The following is a 17544-nucleotide window of genomic DNA, read 5'->3' as shown; positions in this document are numbered from 1 at the left end:
TGCCCGGCGTGCTATTCGTGTTGCTCCTGATTGATTCCATATTCGCTCCATCTCTCATCAACCAGCTTTTTGATCTCGGGCGCCATATGTATCTCACCCGGCCATTCCCTGGGATGTCCCTCTTCCGGCCATTTCCTCGTGGCATCTATCCCCATCTTCGAGCCATACCTCGGCTGCGGGGAGGCGTGATCCAGGATATCCAGGGGGCCGTCGACGATGACAACGTCCCGCCTGGCATCGATGTTATTGAAGACCTTCCACATCACACATGACAGGTCATGGACATCTACATCATGGTCCACGACGATTATGAGCTTGGTATACATCATCTGGCCCAATCCCCACAGGGCATGCATGACCTTTTTGGCCTGGCCGGGATAGCTCTTCCTGATGGATAATATGGCGCAGTTATGGAAAACCCCTTCGATTGGGAGGTTCATGTCCACTATCTCGGGGAGCTGTAGCCTGATCAGCGGGAGGAATATCCTCTCGGTCGCCTTTGCGAGGAAGCAGTCCTCCATCGGAGGCCTTCCCACTATAGTGGCATTGTAGACCGGGGAGCGCTTCCTCGTGATGGCGGTGACATGGAAAACGGGGTAGAGGCCGGGCTCGGAATAATAGCCTGTATGGTCGCCAAACGGCCCTTCCAGCCGCATCTCAGACGGGTCGACATATCCTTCCAGGATGAATTCCGAGTGGGCCGGGACCTCTAAATCTACAGTCTTACACCTGACCATTTCCACAGGCGCCTGCCTGAGAAAGCCGCTGAACAGGATCTCATCGATGCCGTAGGGGAGGGGGGCGGTTGCGGCATAGATCGTCGCCGGGTCGCACCCTATGGCCACGGCAACCTCCATCCTACTGCCCTGGGATTTGTATATCTCGAAGTGCCGGGCCCCGTCCTTGTGAATATGCCAGTGCATCCCGGTAGTGCGCTTATCGTAGACCTGCATCCTGTACATCCCGACGTTCTGGCGACCGGTTTCAGGGTCTTTCGTGAAAACAAGCGGCAGGGTAATGAAGCGGCCCCCATCCCCCGGCCAGCATTTCAGGACCGGGAGGCTGTCGAGGTCAGGCTCGTCCTCTACGACCTCCTGGCACGGGGCAGATTTGACCGTCCTGGGGAAGAAGTCGGCGATCCTCTTGAGCGCAGGGAGGGCCTTCAGCTTGCCCAGGAAACCGTCCATCCTCGGGATATCGAGAAGCCTGGTGATTTCTTCGCCGATGGCGTCCAAGCTTGCAACGCCCAGGGCGAGCTTTACCCGCTCGTGAGAGCCGAAGGCATTTATCAGCACCGGGTAGTTCGACCCCTTGACGTTTTCGAAGAGGAGGGCGGGCCCGCCCTGTTTGCACACCCTGTCGGTTATCTCCGTTATCTCGAGCACCGGGTCGACCGGGGCCTTTATCCGTTTCAACATACCTTTTGAATCAAGACAGGCGATAAATTCTCCAAGGTCGCGGTAGTTCATCCTTATATATCCCCTATCAATCCCTATCAATCCCCATCAATCAGTATCCCCTATTTTGAGCAAAATCTATAAAATCGGCCAGCAGGCATCTATGTGGCACATCCGGCAGGCTTGAAAGGGCTTCACGAGCGAGCGCCGCCATGTGCCCTGCGACGGCCCTGGCGTGGTCGAGGCCCCCCGCCTCCCTGACAATTGCGGCGATCCCGGCGATATCGCGATCTGAAACCGGGGCCCCAGCTCCGCCCCGGAGATAAGGCTTCAGCCTCGCCCGGAATTCCCTGGTGGTCAGGGTATAGATAATGGGGAGCGTGTAAATCCCATCCTCCAAGTCCCTGCCCGGTGGCTTGCCCGTCTCAGCCTCAGAACCATAGAGATCCAGGATATCATCTACAATCTGGAACAGCATCCCGAGGTGCATCCCGTAGGTCTGGAGCGATCTGACGATGGTGGGTGGCGCTTCGGAGATCGAGGCGCCGGTGAAGCATGCCAGCGAGAAGAGGGATGCCGTCTTTTGCTGGATTATATCCAGGTGCTCGTCAGGGGAGACCTCGAGGTCATAGCGGTGCGTGAATTGTCTGATCTCGCCCAGGCAGAGCGTTTTGAGGGAATCCGAGATCGTGCCAAGAAGCCCCGGCGGCATGCCCGTCACGAGCATCGAGAGGGCCTGGCTCAGGAGGTAGTCCCCGGCAAACACGGCAACCTCTTTACCGAAGCGCTCATGTAGCGCAGGAACCCCGCGCCGCAAGGGGGAGTTGTCAATTATATCGTCGTGGATGAGCGTGGCGAGGTGAATTATCTCAATTGCTGCGGCCGCCTGCGTGACTTGATCCTGTCGCTGGTCCCTCCGGGGGCCAAAATAACTGCAGGTGATGACCATGGCTGGCCTCAGTCGTTTGCCTCCGGCTTCGATCATATCCTGCACGGCCGCCCAGAGCGGCCGGGGAGAGACGCTGGTGAGGTCCTGCAGGATGCGCTCGACCCTATCGATCTCAGCCTGGATGAGAGCGAACCTTTCAAGCCTTTCCCTGCCTTGCATCATTTCATCCCTTTTCATCCCTGGTTTCCTGGTTTGAGTCACTTCGCGACCTGCCCTGCCGTGGCCTGGTGGGCGGCGTTGCGGGCGGCGCTGTTTTCTCCCCGGCCGCCGGCCTGGTAGCTCTCCTGCATATGAAGGCGGAACAACGGGTTGACCTGCATCGTTCGGATGATGAAGCTGGCCGCGAGGCCGACAAAGTAGCCTGTGCAGGTGCCGGCAACCAGCAGGAGCGGCAAATAGGAATAGATTCCATATGTGCCAACGACAAGGCTTGCGACGAAGAGCTGGCCGATATTATGGAAGATTCCTCCGAGGATGCTTATCCCGGCAATGCTGAATGCCTCCCCGAAACGGGTATAGGCCAGAGACATGACAGAGGTGCTCAGGATAGCCCCTGAAAGGCTGAACCAGAAGCTGGTCAGGTTGCCGGTTAGAAGGGATGCGAGAAAGGTACGCACCGTAACAATGATAAAGGCGTCCCTTGGCCCCAGCAGAGCGATCGCCACTACGGTGATGATATTGGCCAGCCCCAGCTTGGCGCCGGGGACGATGAAGGGGACGGGTATGAGTCCCTCGATAACATATAGAACCAGGCTGAATGCGACCAGGAGGCCGCATCGCACAAGCCTCGATGTCCCGGACATTTTAGAGCCTCCAGACCTATATGAATATCATCTACAATTTAGTAGACTATGACGTCCACGCCATCCTCGCTGCTGCCCTGGCCCGCCTGGCCGTGGTCGGATTCATCCATATCATTTATATATACCATAACACGGTTGGGAACGCAAATTATTGATTGCCCCGGCCTCGATATCCATCCTGTCCTTACGCAAACCTGTTCGGGGCAGTTGGACTCAGCTATGCGAATCTTTCCATCCCGCATCTCCAGGAGCGCGTATCCACCGCGCTTCGTCCTGATTTTGAAGGTCTTATGTCCCACGGGCTCCAGGGGCATGGTCCGGTACATCCTGCCATCGACCTTGATCGTAACGGCCAGCCTGGACGCGGCACTTCCCCCCATCCTGGGGGTGAGGATGTGACCCAGGGCAAGGGTCAGGGCCACAGTGACCGATATGGCAATTAGGAGGAGCGCGTCTCCCTTTTTCATCGTGTAAGCCTGTACTCCTTGCTCGTTATAGTGAAAGCACCGCTTTCGGCGAGGCCCCTGGAGATAAGAACCTTCCGGTCCGTCGTGATTATAACGGCCTCGATCCCCGGCAATCTGTTGACGAGCTCGAGGCCCTTTTCGGGCCCCAGGATGAATACGCTCGTAGACAGCGCATCGCCGTCGATTGAGCGGTCTGATATGATGGTGGCGCTCATGATGCCCGAATCCGCCGGCCGGCCCGTGGCCGGGTCGAAGATATGATGATACCGCTTGCCATTCGCCTCGAAGTAACGCTCGTAATCGCCGGATGTGACTATGCTCTTGTCCTTGGCCTCGATGATTCCGACATAGAAGCCCCGCTCCTTCCTGGGGTCCTGGATGGCAATCCGCCACGGCCTGCCATCGGGACGCGACCCGACGACGAATACATTGCCGCCCAGGTCCACATAGGCGCTTTTTACGCCCCTTTCCTTGAAGATGCGGACGACCTCGTCGGCGGCATACCCCTTGGCGATGCCCCCAAAATCGAGGGCCATCCCTTTTCGTTTAAGCATGATTGAGTGTCGATTACCATCCAGGATCACATCTCTGTAATCTACAAGGGAGAGCTTCGCCGCAAGCACATCTGGGTCCGGGACCCTGGCATGATCTGTACCGATCCCCCAGAGTTTGACAATGGGACCGATAGCGGGGTCGAATTTACCTGATGTCAGGGCAGCATATTCCAGAGCGCTCCGCGCTATATCGAAAGCGTCCCTGCCAACGCGCACCGGGCGCAGGCCGGCCTCGCTGTTCACCTTTGATACCTCGCTGGCCTGTATATTGACGCTTATCTTATTCTCGATTTCTCTGACGCGTGCGAAACCCTGCTCCACCGCCCCTGCTGCCCCGGGACCGTAGGCCTTCATCGTAACGACAGTTCCCATCATGAATCTGGTCCCACTTACCGGTCCATCTCCATCGCCGTTCTCGGCCGGGGCCGGGCTAAAGCCCGTGGCAAGTCCCGGGCAAAGGCCCAGGCGGATGGAGACTGCAAGAGCTAGGATGATGAATAAGGCGGCCACTACATAGAAGCCGGATGTATTGAGATGAAGCCTCTTCCTCCCGTTATCCTTCGTCTTCAATCGGGCAAATCCTTCCTTCAAATCGGCCTGACCTCCGAATCCAGAATAGAATACGACCAAATCCGATCAAATCCGACTTGGATTAGAACGGGATTCAGTCCAGGATTCAGCCGCGTGAATTACCCACGCGGACTAGAATAAGCACGGAGAAGTCCCAGGCGCCTCGTGTGAGGCTGGGACTTCCCGCAAATCTCCTCTCCTTCCCACGCTATATGTCCCACGCTGTGGACTGCTGTGGTGTGGACTTGGCCCTGTCACTCCTCCCTATCCTATTCGGCCTGCTCGAGCGCATGCCGGACGGCATCCATATACTTCTTGCTGCTCCCCGTCGCCTTGGTATAGACGTCGACATCGGGGGATTGGGCAGTCAGGATCCTCTTCGGGATTTCCCTGTAGGCCTCCTTGCCAGGTTCATAGTTATAATTCTTCATGTATTCGGCCGTTGGCGCGATCACGTTGACTTCCGTCATCTTCCCGCCCTTGATCACAACCTCGACCACGCAGTCGCCATGTTTGGGATCCCTGACGAGGCCGGCGTAGGTGCCATCATGCCATTTTACACCCGCGGGGAGCTTGCCCGTCCTGGGCTCTGCATTCGCGAGCGCCATCTTGACCGCATCGATATACTTTTTGGAGCTCCCTGTCGCCTTTGTTACCACATCGACGTCGGTTGATTGCTTTGCAACGATCTGTTTTGGGATGCTCTTGAGCGCTTCAAGCGCTGGAGGATAGTTTTCCTTCTTGACCTCGTCCTCAGTGGGCATGACGACATCGACCTCGGCTATCTTGCCGCCCTTAATGACCACTTCGACGACGGTGTCCCCGCGTTTTGCATCCTTGACGACGCCAACAAACGACCCATCGCGGTAACGAGGGCTCGCCGGCAGGGCAGGTATGGCGCTGGCGATGAGCGCCGTCAGGCAAAGCAAGGCAATCAGCGCAAGGCTTTTGGTTTTCACTTGCTACGTCAACTCCTTTTTTAATCTTGCCTGCTTGATTTAGCAGCCTGGCGATTTAGTTTGGGTTGTTTATGTAGAAATTAGGTGGCCACCCAAAAAGATATTATAGTATAAACCCGATAAATGCAATAGGGTTTGACCGGGGTTTGTCCCGGCAAAATTGCATCCCGGGATTATGCCAGAATCTAGTACTGCTCATTTGCCTATTTGCTTCGCGCCTGTAGCTCGCCGGGATGGTTAACGGCCTGCATAATACGCAATGGTGAGCAATATAGTGTTGTCAATTATGTATTCAAAGTGGTATAGTGTCTTTTGTGGATCAATTTCTTTGTGAACCAGTTTCTTTGATTGGGGAGGGAACCGGATGTGCAGCCTAAGAAGGAAATAGTAATAGTGGGAGGTGGCTATGCGGGAGTTCACGTTGCTCAGAAGCTTGACAGGCTTGTTGGAGGAAAGGATGCCAGTATAATACTTATAAATGACGGTCCGAACCACGTACTCTTGACCGACCTCCATGAGGTAGCCGGCAATAGAATCAGGCCTGAAGCCGTCGAGATACCCCTTGAACGCGTTTTCTCAGGAACGAGCGTCAAGGTAGTGAACGACAAAATCACCAAGATCGACCCGGAGAAGCGCGTTCTTTCGTCCGCCAGCGCCGAATATCACTACGATTATGCGATCCTCGCCTGCGGGAGCGAGCCGGCGTATTACGGCATACCCGGTATGCAGGAAAATGCATTTACGCTGTGGTCGCTTGACGACGCGCTCAGGATCAAGCGCCGGGTGAGTGAGATGTTCAGGCAGGCCCGGTCTGAGTCTGATCCAGTGAAGCGCCAGGAAATCCTCACCTTCGTGGTGGGCGGCGGGGGGTTTACCGGTGTCGAGATGGTCGGTGAGCTGGTTGAATGGGTCCCCGATCTGTGCCGCGAGCATGAGATATCCCCGCACGAAGTCCATGTGATTTTGATCGAGGCGCTGCCAACCATCCTTCCTAACCTGAGGCCGAGCCTCAGGGAGAGAGCCATGGCGTTCATGAAGCGTAAGGGGATCATGGTGTTTACGAATTCGCCTATAACCGAAGTTGGTGAGGATCATATAGCCTTGAAATCCGGCACAATCCTGAAAACCCGCACCCTGATATGGACCGGCGGTGTCCAGACCAGGGGGGATGTGAGGGATTTGGGATTCCCATGTGGTCGCCGGGGTCGCATCATGGTAAACGAGCGCATGCAGACGGAGAGGTGCCCGGATGTCTACGCGATAGGGGATAATGCCCTGTTTGCCAACGATGATGGCGAGTTGCCTGCGTTGGTTGAGGCGGGGCTGCAGGGTGCCGATTTCGTAGCGGAGGCTATTGCATCTGCAATACATGGCAAGCCGCAGGGGAAATTCAAACCGAAGCTTCATGGGGTCATGGTATCGATCGGAAGCCATTACGCTGTGGCTGATATCGCCGGGGTCCCGCTCTGGGGCTTTCCTGCCATGGCCATGAAGCATCTTGTCAATCTGCATTATCTCTTTGGCGTTGGGAAGCTGTGGCTCACATCAAGGTACCTGAAAGAGGAATTTCTCAATGAGAGGGGAGGTTTATCGGGTTTGTACAAGCATTTGAACGTGAAGGCTAGCATGTTTTGGCTGGTGATACTCAGGCTCTTTCTTGGCTACCAGTGGCTGGCGTCCGGGATTGAAAAGGTGCAGGCCGGGTTCCTGGTATCCGGCGATAAGCTGGTTTCAGGATCGTCGCTGGTGCCGATGGGACCTAACACGCCAGCCTGGTATGCGGCATTTATGGAGAATGTGGTATTTCCGCATGCATTGCTTTTCCAGAGGATGATCACCCTTGGGGAGCTGGTGCTCGGGCTCGCATTCATATTCGGCCTGTTTACGGTTCTGGCGGGGCTCGGCTCCATATTCATGAATATCAATTTCATGCTTTCAGGCACGGGAAACATATGGTTCCTTGTAGCTTCGATACCGATGCTGGGAGGGGCGGGCAGGGCTTTTGGGCTCGATTACTATGTAATGCCTTACGTAATGGCTTACCTCCAGGCTCTGGTGTGCCGGAGAGGGTCAGCGCCTGAGGCGAAGAAGGCCGCCGATGTCTAGCGGTGTCCAGCCTTTGTGTCTGGCCTTTCATCGGCGCTATACCTTCATAGGTGCCATGCACCATACTCTCGTTGGATTTGAATAATGTTCCGTTTGTGGGGCGGGACGAGTTTTGGGGCTCCTCCGGGAGCCCATTATAATTCCTTACTTAATAATTCTTCATAAATTCCATATAGTATACCCTCCTTAGGAATATTCCTCCTACGATCTCCTCATAATTCCTTTTTTTGTTTCCTGCCCCCATGGGGGCACTAGGTTATGCTTGATCCGGAGCTGGTCGAGAATCTTCGCGACCGTCCCCTTGACGATATCCTCTACTGTTGATGGCCGCTGGTAGAAGGATGGGACCGGGGGCAGGATGACGGCGCCTGCCTGAGCGAGCTTGAGCATGTTCTCGAGATGGATCGGGGAAAGGGGGGTCTCCCGGGCTACGAGCACCAGGGGACGGCGCTCCTTGATCATCACGTCGGCCGCCCGCGTGAGGAGATTATCGGAATAGCCACTTGCGATCGCCGCCAGGGTCTTCATGCTGCAGGGGGCGATCACCATGGCATCTGTGGGGCAGGTCCCGCTCGCAATCGGGGCGGCGAGGTCGTCATGGGCATGGGTGTGGGTGCCAAGGCTCATTACCTCCTCAGGGGAGTAGTCGGTCTCCGCCTTTATGGTGGCCTCGGCCCACGGGGTGAGCACCAGGTGTGTTTCGATCTCGAGATCCCTCAAGGTCTTCAGGAGGGTTATGCCGTAAATTGCGCCGGTCGCGCCGCTCAAGCCTACAATGATTCTCAAGCCATCTCACCTTTCTAGCGCTTCTGTTCATCTCTATCGTTCAAGGGTTAACATATTAGGGGTTTGACGGTGATTTATACAGGAGAGGCCCCATTGCTTATTTCAATGACACTGGGTGGATTTCCTGCCATCTGTTTGTTATACCCGTTTGTTATACCCGTGGACTGGAGTTGGCTCCGCCGGAATTGCCTCTAAATGAAGCCTATGGGGTATGGCAGCTACCTAACTGCTACCTGGGGAAATTGGTGAATTTTTCATACTGAGCTAAGAGGAAACTGAAGGATTATTGACCAGGGTGGCGAAGGAAATATAAAATTCAGGAATCCCTGCCGTACTAATTCTTGCCAACTATACTTGCCAACTATAGAAGATATAGATTGCAAAGCATATTTCGCCTGCAGGATTCAGGCAAACCCGGGAAGAGGTGAGTCTAGTATTGTCACATACGATAGGTTTTATTGGGGCAGGCACGATAGCCGAGGCCTTGATGAAGGGCTTGATTGGTTTCGCGTACGTAGATCCGTCCAACATAGTCGCGAGCGATGCGAGCTGCGAGAGGCTGGCATCCATCAGTAACGACCTGGGCGTAACCGCCGTCCCCAGCAACATAGAGGTTGCCCGGCAGGCTGATGCCTTATTCCTAGCGGTCAAGCCGCAGGTTATATCCGGTGTGCTCCTTGAGCTGCGCGGGATGATTAGGCCCGGGAGCATAATCGTGACGTTGGCCGCGGGCATCGAGTTGAATTATGTGGAGACCATGCTCGGCGAAGAGGTAAAGGTGATGCGCATCATGCCCAATACGCCGTGCTCGCTCGGCGCCGGGGCGATCGCCTTTTGCCTCGGGAAGCACATAGATGCCGCGGATGCCGGCTGGCTCCTCGAGCTTCTCAGGAAGATGGCTGTGGTCGTAGAGATTGATGAGTCATTGATGAACAGCGTAACGGCCTTGAGCGGCAGCGGGCCCGGATTCGTCTACACGGTTATCGAGGCCCTGGCCGATGGGGGGGTGCGAATCGGCTTTCGCAAGGACCAGGCCCTCATCCTTGCCGCCCAGACGGTCCTAGGCGCGGCGAAGATGGTCCTCGAGACAGGCGAGCATCCGGCGAAGCTGAGGGACATGGTGACTTCGCCCGGAGGGACCACCATAGCAGGCCTCCACGCCATGGAAAGGGGCGGGGTGAGGGGGGCTTTGATGGACGCTGTGGTCGCCGCGGCCGAGCGGGCCGGGAGCCTGGGCTCCACGTCGACGAAGAAGGCGCAGCGCGGCAACGAGAAAACTACAGAATGATGCATAGAGCCATAAGAAGAATCACAAGAAGTCATGCGAAGTCATAAGAATCCCGAGGATGCGGAGGCGGTTGTGTTGCAGGAGGCTTTGTCGGGCCGGGAACTCCCGGGTGGGGGCTTCAAGGATTGTCGCGCGATCCGTGGCTGCCCCGCAAGCTTGTATTTAAATTGCGAAATTCACGCGCGTGGGCTTAATTGCTGGGAGGTGGAGGAGGACTGCATGGATTGCGACGGGCGCTGCGAGGAGTGCGAGGTCTTTAGAAAGGCCAGAGAGCTCGGGCTCGTCAAGTGACAACATTGTCTGATTTAGGCTAACTTGCAGCGTCATACAGTCGTGTCGAAATCAATCGCGATCAAAATCGGGATTCATCGAAATCACCCGAAAGTTTTATTGACATTTATGGAATATGATGGTATCCTGGGATTGCAGCACTGGCGTATCGAGCCAGCGGACTATCGGGCCATGAATGCGCCCGGGAGGGGGGTTCATCCTGGGGTACCGAAGGACTTTTCGGATTCGCTTCTTCATCCCTATATGGATGTGGATTCTAACAATAGCGAGCGTGATCGTCGGGCATCAGGCAGCAATCGCAATGTCGCTGGAAGGTGCCGGCGAACCTGCCGATATCAGCAGGATTGTGGCTCCCCGCGGGGACGCCTTGCAGCTGGACGTGCACGGGAGATTCAGCATGGGGCTGTCCGGAAAACTCACGGGCGGGTGCGGCGGCTATACGGGGGAACTAAAGGACGAATCCGGGTTCACTGTCGGGGTGGACCTCCGCGGGAACAGGATAGTGGATGCGGGTGCCGCCTTGAGCGTTAAAGCCCCGGAGCTGCATGGTTTCTCGGCTGATACGGCTGCGGAGCTTGATTTCAAGTATAAGCCTGCAAAGCGATTCTCCCTGGAGGCCGGGTATGTGGTGAAAAGCATCATTGAAGCAGATGAGGGTGAGGTCGGCTATCTAAACCTCCAGAACGCCCGGAGGCTTAAGATAAAATGGGAGCCGGTCCCGAGGAGTTTTTCCATCGAAACGACCCTCAAGTCTGGTGACAGCCTGTATGATAGCAAGTCGTACAGGGATTATACTACGAGAGAGATAGCCTTCGGCTTGAATGTCCGACCCCCCAATATATTCAGGCTGGCGGGGGATTTCTCCCGGGTGGAGAAGGGGTTCCATGAAAACCCGGTGAATGATTCAGCCACCGAGCTCCTCACATTCAGCGTTAGGAGTCCCTACAGGAGACGCATTGGTGGCGGGATAGCCATAGAACGGCTATTCAAGAACTATGTCAATGCCCCTGATAAGACCTATATTCGCAATCTGATTTCGATAGAAGGGGAATACAGGCCCGCGGCCAGGCTCGCGATCAGAGGGGTTCTCGAGAGGGCATATAAAGCCTTTGTATTGTCTGCAGATAAGGATTCCCTTTCTGGGAGCGCCAGGGTTGAGGTGAGCGGGAAACGGCTGGATAACGTCGCATTTGAGGTTATCGGCGAGATAGGTCATGTAGTGTTCCCTTCCTCGCCCGGGTCCGGGAAGGGCACCAGGCTTCTTTCTGCTAGGGTGGAGTTCCCATTGGGGCAGGGCACCGGGGTCCCCATCCTGAGCATTAAGGCTGGATCGCAGTATAAGGGGTATATGGATGAGGATTTAATGGACGGGAACTATGATAAGCGAATGCTTGAGATCAAGCTCTCGGAGGACCTGGACGATATCAGGAGGATCGCCGTCGAGATCGGGCATTCGAGGAAGGTCTACCTTTACGACCCGTCGGGTGACGAAGACGAAACGGTTACGACCTTCGGAATAATTTTTACGCAGGAGTTCGACTGAGCCGGCCGGGATATCCTTGAACGCGTTCCCCGGGCATTAGCATTGTATAAGGCAAACAAGGGCAGACAAAATGCCCTAATGCCCTTGAACTCAGGCATTGGCAAGTGTAAAATAATATAAGCGAGAATTATCCCTGTAGAACGGTTCAAGGAGGAGATTTGCTTGGGGAAATACAAGACAGAGCAACTGAGGAACGTAGCCTTGGTTGCCCATGGCGGGGCGGGCAAGACGAGCCTCGCTGAGGCGATTTTGTATGACGCAGGGGCCATCGATCGACTGGGCAAGGTTGATGAGGGCACGGCTACGACGGACTATGACCCCGAAGAGATTAAACGGAAGATATCGATTAATACGGCAATTGCGCCGTGCGAGTGGGCCGGGAGTAAGATCAATATAATTGATACACCCGGTTTTGCGGATTTTGTCGGGGAAGTGAAGAGCGGACTCAGGGTGGCGGACGCAGCTGTCATGGTTTTTTGCGCGGTATCCGGCGTCGAGGTTGGTTCGGAGAATGTATGGGGCTTTGCGGACGAGAGAGGCCTGCCGCGCATCGCCTTTATAAATAAGATGGACCGGGAGAATGCGGATTTCTACAAGGTCGTCGACGCTCTCCGGGGCCAGTTCGGCCAGCATGTCGTGCCTGTTCAAGTCCCCATCGGGTCCCAGGATTCATTTGCAGGGGTTGTCGACTTGGTCAGCATGAAAGCCATCCTCCCGGATGCCGGAGGGCGGAAGACCAGGACGGCTGACATCCCTGCGGACCTACAAGAGAGGGCGAAGACCTACCGGGACATGATGCTGGAGGTCGCGGCCGAAAATGATGATGAACTAATCGAGAAATACCTTGATGGCCAGGAGCTAACTGAGGATGAGATCAGGCGCGGACTAGCAGAAGGGGTCAAGGCCGGCAAGGCCATTCCCATTTTCTGCGGCTCCAGCCTCAAGAACATCGGGATTCAGCCTCTAATGGATGCGCTCGTCAACTATCTGCCGTTCCCCGGTGAAATGGGCGGCGCCGAAGGGGTAAACCCTGCTTCCAAGCAGAATGAGACGCGGGAGTTGAAGGCAGATCAACCGTTCTCGGCCTTTGTTTTCAAGACCATGGCCGACCCATACGTGGGCAAGCTGACATTCTTCAAGGTTTACTCGGGTATGCTACATTCAGATTCCCAGGTTTATAACGCCAATAAGGATAAACAGGAACGGGTCGGTCAGGTTTTCTTCATGCGAGGGAAGCAGCAGGAGGCGACGCAGGAGGTCATAGCCGGCGATGTAGCGGCCGTGGCGAAGCTCCAGGAGACATCAACCGGGGAGACGCTCTGTGATAAAGAGCATCCAATTATCTTCAATGGCATCGCCTTCCCCGAACCTGCGCTCTCGATGGCAGTCGAGCCTAAATCCAAGGGGGATGAGGACAAGATTGGTGCGGGGCTTGCCAGGTTAGCAGAGGAAGACCCGACCTTTAAAGTCAAGAAGGACGTCGAGACCGGGCAGACGATCATATCAGGCATGGGCGAGCAGCACCTGGAGGTTATAGCCGACAGGCTGAAGCGGAAGTTCGGAGTCGATGTGACTCTTGATACCCCCAGGGTGCCTTACAGGGAGACCATCCGGGGCACTGTCAAGGTCGAGGGCAAGCACAAGAAGCAGACAGGGGGCCGCGGCCAGTACGGTCATGTGTGGCTCGAGCTCGAGCCCCTGCCCCCGGGCGGCAGTTTTGAGTTCGTTGACAAGATCTTCGGCGGCGCTGTTCCGCGCCAGTATATCCCCGCCGTCGAGAAGGGCGTACGGGAAGCCCTGGTGGAGGGCGTGCTGGCTGGCTACCCGCTGGTTGATATAAAGGTCACGCTCTATGATGGTTCATACCACCCCGTGGACTCGTCCGAGATGGCATTCAAGATAGCCGCCTCCATGGCTCTCAAGAAGGGGGCCATGGATGCCAAGCCTGTGCTGCTCGAGCCCATAATGAATGTCGAGGTGGTTATCCCTGAGGCCTATATGGGCGATATCATGGGCGACCTGAACAAGAGGCGCGGCAAGATCCTCGGGATGGAGCCGAGCGGCAAGAACCAGGTCATTAAGGCCCTAGTCCCGATGGCCGAGATGTTCAAGTATGCCATTGACCTGCGATCCATTACAGGAGGCAGGGGACATTACAGCATGAATTTCGACCATTATGAAGAGGTCCCGGCCCAAATAAGTCAGCAGATCATCGAGGCCGCGGCCAAAGAGAGAGAGAAGGAAAAGTAGCCTCGGGCCCAAGGCAGGGAGGCCGGGGAGGCCTGCTCCCTTCGCCCTTTTCGGCGGCGAAGGGAGTTTCTGTTCCATGTAAATACAGGGTTGGTGAGTTATTTTGGAAGCGATAGGCAAATCCGATATTCCGAGTGTATACAATCCCCACAAGCTGGAAGCGGATATTTATCAATTCTGGCTGCAGGGTAACTACTTTCACGCGGAGGTCGAAAAGGATAAGACCCCCTTCTGCATAGTCATCCCGCCGCCGAACGTGACGGGCTCGCTGCATATAGGACATGCCCTGGACAACTCCCTCCAGGATATCCTCATAAGGTGGCGGAGAATGCAGGGGTACAATACCCTGTGGGTCCCGGGCACCGACCATGCCGGCATAGCAACCCAGGTGAAGGTCGAGGCCGACCTGGTGAAGGAGGGCCTTACCCGTTATGACCTGGGCAGGGAGAAATTCCTGGAGCGCGTGTGGGCCTGGAAGAGGAAGTATGGTGGCCGGATTATAGGCCAGCTCCAGAGGCTTGGAGCTTCATGCGACTGGCAGCGCGAGAGGTTTACCATGGACGAGGGGTGTTCCCGGGCCGTCCGGGAGGTCTTCGTTCGCCTTTACGAGAAGGGCTTGATTTACCGGGGTCAGTATATCATAAACTGGTGCCCGCGTTGCAAGACGTCGCTTTCCGATCTCGAGGTGGAGCACAAGGATGAGCGGGGCGCCCTGTATTACATTCAATACCCGTTCAAGGACGGGGAGGGCGCTATCACCGTTGCCACGACCAGGCCGGAGACCATGCTGGGCGACGTCGCGGTCGCCGTCAACCCTCATGACCAACGTTACGCCGGCTATATCGGCACGACCGTCATCCTCCCTATCATGGAGAGGGAGATCCCGGTGATCGCCGACGAATATGCAGACCCGCAATTCGGCACGGGCGCAGTCAAGGTTACTCCTGCCCATGACCCGAATGACTTCGAGATGGGCATGCGGCACAAGCTCCCGAGCATAACGGTTATAGGCGAGGATGGGGCCATGACCGCTGCAGCGGGGAAGTATGCAGGCCTCGACCGGTATAAGTGCCGCGAGGCCGTGGTAGCCGAGCTCGAAGAGAAGGGGTTGCTGGTCAAGGTCGAGGACTACGATCACGCTGTGGGGCACTGTCAGCGATGCCACACCGCCGTGGAGCCCCTCCTGTCCAGGCAGTGGTTCGTGAGGATGAAGCCGTTGGCTGAGCCCGCGATCCGCGCCGTTGAGGAGGGAAGGATCAGGTTCATCCCTGAGCGGTTTACGAAGATATACCTCAACTGGATGGAGAATGTCCACGACTGGTGCATTTCGCGCCAGCTGTGGTGGGGCCACCGCATTCCTGTTTGGTATTGCCGGGATTGCGGCGAGGTGATTGTATCGAGGGATGACCCCGATAGCTGCAACAGGTGCGGGAGCCGCAGCACCGAGCAGGATCCCGATGTGCTGGATACATGGTTCAGCTCCGCGCTCTGGCCGTTCTCGACCCTGGGGTGGCCGGACGATACGCCTGAGCTCCGCCACTTCTACCCGACATCCGTGCTCGTCACGGCCTACGACATAATCTTCTTCTGGGTCGCGCGAATGATATTCATGGGCCTCGAGTTCATGAAGGAGGTCCCGTTCCGCGAGGTGTTCATTCATGGGCTCGTGCGAAACCCTGAGGGCCGGAAGATGAGCAAGTCCCTGGGAACCGGCGTCGATCCCCTTGATTTCATAGACCAGTATGGTGCGGATACCCTGAGGTTCACCCTGGTCACAGGGAACACCCCGGGGAACGATATGCGTTTCCGGGATGAGAGGGTTGAGGCAAGCCGCAACTTCGCCAATAAGATATGGAATGCCTCGAGGTTTGTCATGATGAACCTCCACGATTTTAGCCCTGCGATGGGCGCCCGGGGGGATGCCGGGGCCGCGGGGGCGGGGGATGCTGACTCTGGTGAGGTCGAGAGTCCTGCCATGATGAGCCTCGACCTTTCGTTGCCGGATAGATGGATATTGAGCCGGGTTAACGAGGTTAGCGGGGAGGTTACGAGGTTCCTCGAGAAATACGAGGTCGGCGAGGCCGCCAGGCTCCTCTACGACTTCATCTGGAGCGAATTCTGCGACTGGTACGTCGAGCTGGTGAAGCCACGGCTGTATGACAACGAGATCGGGACTGGCGAAAGCTGGGGCCGGGGCCAGCGGAGGGTTGCCCAGTATGTCCTGTGGTATACGCTGCAGCAGCTCCTGAAGCTCCTACATCCCTTCATGCCATTTATAACGGAGGGTATATGGCAGGCGTTGCCCGGGACGGAGGGCAGCATAATGGTGAAGCCGTGGCCACGCTATGATGAAAGGCTGAGGGACGAGGATGCCGAGGCGAGAATGGGGCTCGTCATGGAGGTTATACGGGCTACGCGGAACCTGCGGGCCGAGCTGAACATAGTGCCCCAGCGTAAGATCAAGGCTGTAATGGTCGTCCACGGAGAATCCCTCGAGGTCTTGAGGGATAATAGCGGTTACGTAGCGCATATGGCCGGGCTCTCCGAGCTTGGGCTCACGGGGGAACGGTCCGGCTGGCACGGTAAGGCTGTCTCGGCTATAGCAAAGGGCGTGGAGGTATTCGTGCCTGTCGAGGGCCTCATAGATGTGGACAGGGAAATCGAGAGGCTCAGGAGCGACTTGTCTGCGGTGCGTGAGGCGCGCACCGCATCCGAGAGAAAGCTCCAAAATCATAACTTTGTGACCAGGGCCCACCCGGAAGTGGTTGAGCGCGAGAGGATGCGCCTGGTCGAATATAGCGAGCGTATAGAGAAGCTCGAGAAGCGATTGAAGGAGCTCAGTTAGATAGAATGGCTCAATACGGTCAGATAGCTCGGATAGCCCAGCGCCTTCGCAGGATCAATGAGCTGTTGAGAGCGATGTATGGTCCTAAGCGTCGGGAGGATGAGGATCCCCTTGATGCACTCATCATGACGATCCTATCCCAGAATACATCGGATATAAACTCCCACAGGGCGTTTGCAAATTTGAAGGAACGCTTCCCGAGCTGGGACGATGCGCGCAGGGCAGACGTGGGTGAGATAAGGGACGCCATCAAGGTCGGCGGCCTTGCCCAGGTCAAGACAGGGCGCATCAAGCAGGCCCTCGAACGAATACAGGGCGAGCACGGGCGCCTGGGGCTGGAGTTTTTGAAAGACATGGATGCTGGGGATGCCCTTCGATATCTCCGTTCATTTGAGGGCGTCGGACCCAAGACCGCCGCCTGCGTCCTGCTGTTCGGGTGTGGGCGGCCCATCTTCCCGGTGGATACCCATATCCACCGGATAGCGAGACGCCTGGGGCTCATCGGGAAGGATGTGGGGGCTGATGAGGCTCACGAGGTATTGGGCGAACTGGTCCCGGATGATATTGTCTATGAATTGCACGTGAACATGATAGCACATGGGCGCACCCGTTGCAGGCCGCATAACCCGCGCTGCGATGACTGCCTGCTTGCCGGGGAATGCTGGTACTACAGGGGAGCCGCGGGGGATAGGGATAATGGTTGGACGGAGCGGTTGGCGGTTAAATGAGGTCGGCT

General features: G+C 56.4%; 14 protein-coding genes. 7 read left to right on the top strand and 7 right to left on the bottom strand.

All coding sequences use genetic code 11. The features are described 5' to 3' along the window. Positions 1 to 11 precede the first annotated feature (11 nt). From HPY71_07490 to HPY71_07465, 6 genes are all read right to left on the bottom strand, one after another. Entirely contained in the window at positions 12 to 1469 is a 1458-nt protein-coding gene (locus tag HPY71_07490; GenBank protein NPV53351.1) for a menaquinone biosynthesis decarboxylase, read from the bottom strand. A 40-nt stretch (positions 1470 to 1509) separates the two neighbouring features. Then, positions 1510 to 2523 carry a polyprenyl synthetase family protein gene (locus tag HPY71_07485; GenBank protein NPV53350.1) on the bottom strand — a complete coding sequence of 338 codons (1014 nt, stop codon included), beginning with the start codon at positions 2521 to 2523 and terminating at the stop codon, positions 1510 to 1512. A gap of 20 nt (positions 2524 to 2543) precedes the next feature. Further along, the gene (locus tag HPY71_07480) at positions 2544 to 3149 is read right to left on the bottom strand and encodes a Gx transporter family protein (protein ID NPV53349.1); all 606 of its coding nucleotides are present in this window, start codon (positions 3147 to 3149) and stop codon (positions 2544 to 2546) included. A gap of 38 nt (positions 3150 to 3187) precedes the next feature. Further along, positions 3188 to 3616, bottom strand: a complete 429-nt coding sequence (locus tag HPY71_07475) for a NusG domain II-containing protein (GenBank protein ID NPV53348.1) — start codon at positions 3614 to 3616, stop codon at positions 3188 to 3190. After that, a complete protein-coding gene (locus HPY71_07470; protein ID NPV53347.1) occupies positions 3613 to 4761 on the bottom strand; it encodes an FAD:protein FMN transferase in 1149 nt (382 codons plus the stop codon). The genes HPY71_07475 and HPY71_07470 overlap by 4 nt, the downstream gene beginning before the upstream one ends. A gap of 248 nt (positions 4762 to 5009) precedes the next feature. Then, positions 5010 to 5699 carry an FMN-binding protein gene (locus HPY71_07465; GenBank protein NPV53346.1) on the bottom strand — a complete coding sequence of 230 codons (690 nt, stop codon included), beginning with the start codon at positions 5697 to 5699 and terminating at the stop codon, positions 5010 to 5012. 366 nt (positions 5700 to 6065) lie between these two features. Between HPY71_07465 and HPY71_07460 the strand changes: the two genes are divergently transcribed. Beyond that, positions 6066 to 7805 (top strand): FAD-dependent oxidoreductase, encoded by a 1740-nt coding sequence (locus HPY71_07460; protein NPV53345.1) that lies wholly within the window; start codon positions 6066 to 6068, stop codon positions 7803 to 7805. A 201-nt stretch (positions 7806 to 8006) separates the two neighbouring features. On the opposite strand, the gene HPY71_07455 is transcribed toward HPY71_07460, so the two are convergent. Beyond that, complete coding sequence (locus HPY71_07455; GenBank protein ID NPV53344.1) at positions 8007 to 8591, bottom strand: UbiX family flavin prenyltransferase; 585 nt, start codon at positions 8589 to 8591, stop codon at positions 8007 to 8009. A 487-nt stretch (positions 8592 to 9078) separates the two neighbouring features. On the opposite strand from HPY71_07455, the gene proC reads away from it, so the two are divergent. The 6 genes from proC (at position 9079) to HPY71_07425 (ending at position 17536) form a co-directional block, all read left to right on the top strand. Then, on the top strand, positions 9079 to 9879 hold the full coding sequence (gene proC / locus HPY71_07450) for a pyrroline-5-carboxylate reductase (protein NPV53343.1): 801 nt from the start codon (positions 9079 to 9081) through the stop codon (positions 9877 to 9879). A gap of 33 nt (positions 9880 to 9912) precedes the next feature. Continuing rightward, positions 9913 to 10170, top strand: a complete 258-nt coding sequence (locus HPY71_07445; GenBank protein ID NPV53342.1) for a hypothetical protein — start codon at positions 9913 to 9915, stop codon at positions 10168 to 10170. 247 nt (positions 10171 to 10417) lie between these two features. Next, complete coding sequence (locus tag HPY71_07440; protein NPV53341.1) at positions 10418 to 11713, top strand: hypothetical protein; 1296 nt, start codon at positions 10418 to 10420, stop codon at positions 11711 to 11713. Positions 11714 to 11875: 162 nt separating this feature from the next. Next, entirely contained in the window at positions 11876 to 13963 is a 2088-nt protein-coding gene (gene fusA, locus HPY71_07435; GenBank protein ID NPV53340.1) for an elongation factor G, read from the top strand. Between the two features lie 112 nt (positions 13964 to 14075). Further along, the gene (locus HPY71_07430; protein NPV53339.1) at positions 14076 to 16808 is read left to right on the top strand and encodes a valine--tRNA ligase; all 2733 of its coding nucleotides are present in this window, start codon (positions 14076 to 14078) and stop codon (positions 16806 to 16808) included. Positions 16809 to 16813: 5 nt separating this feature from the next. Then, positions 16814 to 17536 carry an endonuclease III gene (locus HPY71_07425; protein NPV53338.1) on the top strand — a complete coding sequence of 241 codons (723 nt, stop codon included), beginning with the start codon at positions 16814 to 16816 and terminating at the stop codon, positions 17534 to 17536. Positions 17537 to 17544: the final 8 nt, after the last annotated feature.

This window comes from Bacillota bacterium (genome assembly GCA_013178125.1).
Lineage (GTDB): Bacteria > Bacillota > SHA-98 > Ch115 > JABLXJ01 > JABLXL01.
This window is presented reverse-complemented; position numbering and strand designations above follow the sequence as displayed.

Coding starts and splice junctions, on each gene's coding strand:
- HPY71_07490 (NPV53351.1), bottom strand. CDS start 1,469: ATGAACTACCGCGACCTTGGAGAATTTATCGCCTGTCTTGATTCAAAA.
- HPY71_07485 (NPV53350.1), bottom strand. CDS start 2,523: ATGAAAAGGGATGAAATGATGCAAGGCAGGGAAAGGCTTGAAAGGTTC.
- HPY71_07480 (NPV53349.1), bottom strand. CDS start 3,149: ATGTCCGGGACATCGAGGCTTGTGCGATGCGGCCTCCTGGTCGCATTC.
- HPY71_07475 (NPV53348.1), bottom strand. CDS start 3,616: ATGAAAAAGGGAGACGCGCTCCTCCTAATTGCCATATCGGTCACTGTG.
- proC (NPV53343.1), top strand. CDS start 9,079: ATGAAGGGCTTGATTGGTTTCGCGTACGTAGATCCGTCCAACATAGTC.
- HPY71_07445 (NPV53342.1), top strand. CDS start 9,913: ATGCGAAGTCATAAGAATCCCGAGGATGCGGAGGCGGTTGTGTTGCAG.
- HPY71_07440 (NPV53341.1), top strand. CDS start 10,418: ATGTGGATTCTAACAATAGCGAGCGTGATCGTCGGGCATCAGGCAGCA.
- HPY71_07425 (NPV53338.1), top strand. CDS start 16,814: ATGGCTCAATACGGTCAGATAGCTCGGATAGCCCAGCGCCTTCGCAGG.